We start from the raw sequence: 1,769 nt of genomic DNA, 5'->3' as shown, positions 1-1,769 counted from the left end.
CCTGCGGACCCGGGCCCGCTTCCGCTGCGGGCGGTCGACCGCGCCGAGTCGGATCGCGCCCGCCCGGGACGAGTCCGCTACCAGGGCCACCGCCGACACCGACAGCGACGCCGGTAGCGAGATCGCCGTGGGAAACCCCGCTGTCACGGCGCAGTGCGGGCGTGCGCCCTCAGGCGGCGTCGGGGCGGTCCTTGCCCGGGGCGCGGCCGACCACGGTGAACGCCGCGTGCAGCCGCCGGTCGTCCTCCGGAACCCCCGCCCGCAGGGCCGCCAGCCAGGCCGCCGCGCCCGCCGTGCACCCGGCCGTGGCGACCTTCGCCCCCGACGCGGACAACGCCAGCTTGCGGGTGAGCGCCGAGCGCACCGGCTCGGACCGCGAGAGCACCCCGCCGGCCAGCACCACCGGCAGTCTCTCCCCGGGCGAGCGCACCTGGTGCACCGAGTGCGCCAGGTGTCCCGCGGCGGCCTCCACGATCACCTCGGCCGCCGGATCGCCCTGCGTGTGGGCCTCGCTGACCAGGGGCGCCAGCGCGGCCAGCGTGACCGGGGCGGCCGTGGTCAGGACCCGGGCGAAGTTGCGGGCGTGCTCCTCGGGCAGGTGGTTCCCTCCCTCCGAGGGACGCTGGCCCGGGATGACCTGCTTGGCCACCGCGCGCGCCAGCGGACTCAGCTCCCCGCCCCGGGACAGCTGCCGCGCCGTCTCCCGGGCTGCCTGGTGCCCGATCCAGAACCCCGACCCCTCGTCGCCGATGAGCCACCCCATGCCGTCCGCCGAACGGGTCCGCCTGCGCTCCTCGACCCGGGTGGCGATCGCCCCGGTCCCCGCGATCAGCACCGTGCCGTCGGGCCCCGGGGTGCCCGAGGCGAAGGCCACCTCGTCGTCGCCGGTGAACGCCGTGTTCTCCGGCGCCAGTCCCGCCCCGGCCAGAGCCCGCTCCAGGCGAGCGCGCACCGCGTCGTCGCGCAGCGCGGACACCCCCGCCAGGCCGACCACGCCGAAGGCCACGGCCCCGCGCGCCCGCGGTCCGGCCGCGTCGAGCGCTCCCGCCACCGCCTCGGCCAGCCGCTCGGCGGCCCGGTCCGCGCCGTGGGAGTTGGGGTTGGCGCCCCCGGCCCGGGCCTCGCCCAGCCGCTCTCCGGAGAGGGTGGCCACCAGCGCCCGGGTGGCGGTGCCCCCGGCGTCCACCCCCAGGACGAGTCCGCGCCGGTCGCCCGACTGGTCGGATCGGGCACGGGAAGAAGAGGAGATCGTACGTGTCACAGGGGAGAGGTGCCCCGTGGCACCGCGTATTACTCGTCACGGCGGCCCGGTCCGCGCGGCGGACGGGGAAGAGGCGGTCTGCCGCGGCGGCCGAGCACGGGGGGAACAGGCGTCCGCGCCGCGCGGGGGAGGTGCGCGGCACGCCGGGAAACCCACTGGCGCCCTCCCCGTGGCGGCTGAGAGGCTCGGTGCCATGACAGGAGCGCCACAGCACGACCCCTCCCGCCGAGACGACGCCCCCGCGTGGACCGTGCGCGAGGGCACGGAGAAGGACTACCCCGAGGCCGTCAGGGTCTTCTGCGAGGCCCTCAACCTCTCCGCCCGGGAGATCCTGGACAACGAACGCGACCACCCCACCACCGAGCACGACCGCACCCTGCTCGCCGTGGACGGCGACCGCGTCGTCGGTACCGCCCTGTCCCACGGCTTCGAGATGACCATGCCCGGCGGGCCCCGCCGCGTCGCGGGCGTGAGCGGCGTGGGCGTGTGGCCCACGTACCGCCGCCGC

2 protein-coding genes are annotated in these 1,769 nt (G+C 77.4%); one reads left to right on the top strand and one right to left on the bottom strand.

The genetic code is table 11. The annotated features are described in order from the left end of the window. Positions 1–169: 169 nt before the first annotated feature. Positions 170–1,186: an N-acetylglucosamine kinase gene (locus DQW06_RS18980; RefSeq protein ID WP_013152892.1), complete on the bottom strand. Its 1,017-nt coding sequence runs from the start codon at positions 1,184–1,186 to the stop codon at positions 170–172. 268 nt (positions 1,187–1,454) lie between these two features. Here DQW06_RS18980 and DQW06_RS18975 point away from each other — a divergent pair. Continuing rightward, positions 1,455–1,769, top strand: a 315-nt coding sequence (locus DQW06_RS18975; protein WP_117199027.1) for a GNAT family N-acetyltransferase, incomplete at its 3' end; no start/stop codon positions are given.

The sequence above is a fragment of the Nocardiopsis sp. TNDT3 genome (genome assembly GCF_003427465.1).
In the GTDB taxonomy this organism is placed as follows: Bacteria; Actinomycetota; Actinomycetes; order Streptosporangiales; family Streptosporangiaceae; genus Nocardiopsis; species Nocardiopsis dassonvillei.
The sequence above is the reverse complement of the archived record's forward strand: the minus strand, read 5'-3'. Positions and strand labels throughout refer to the sequence as shown.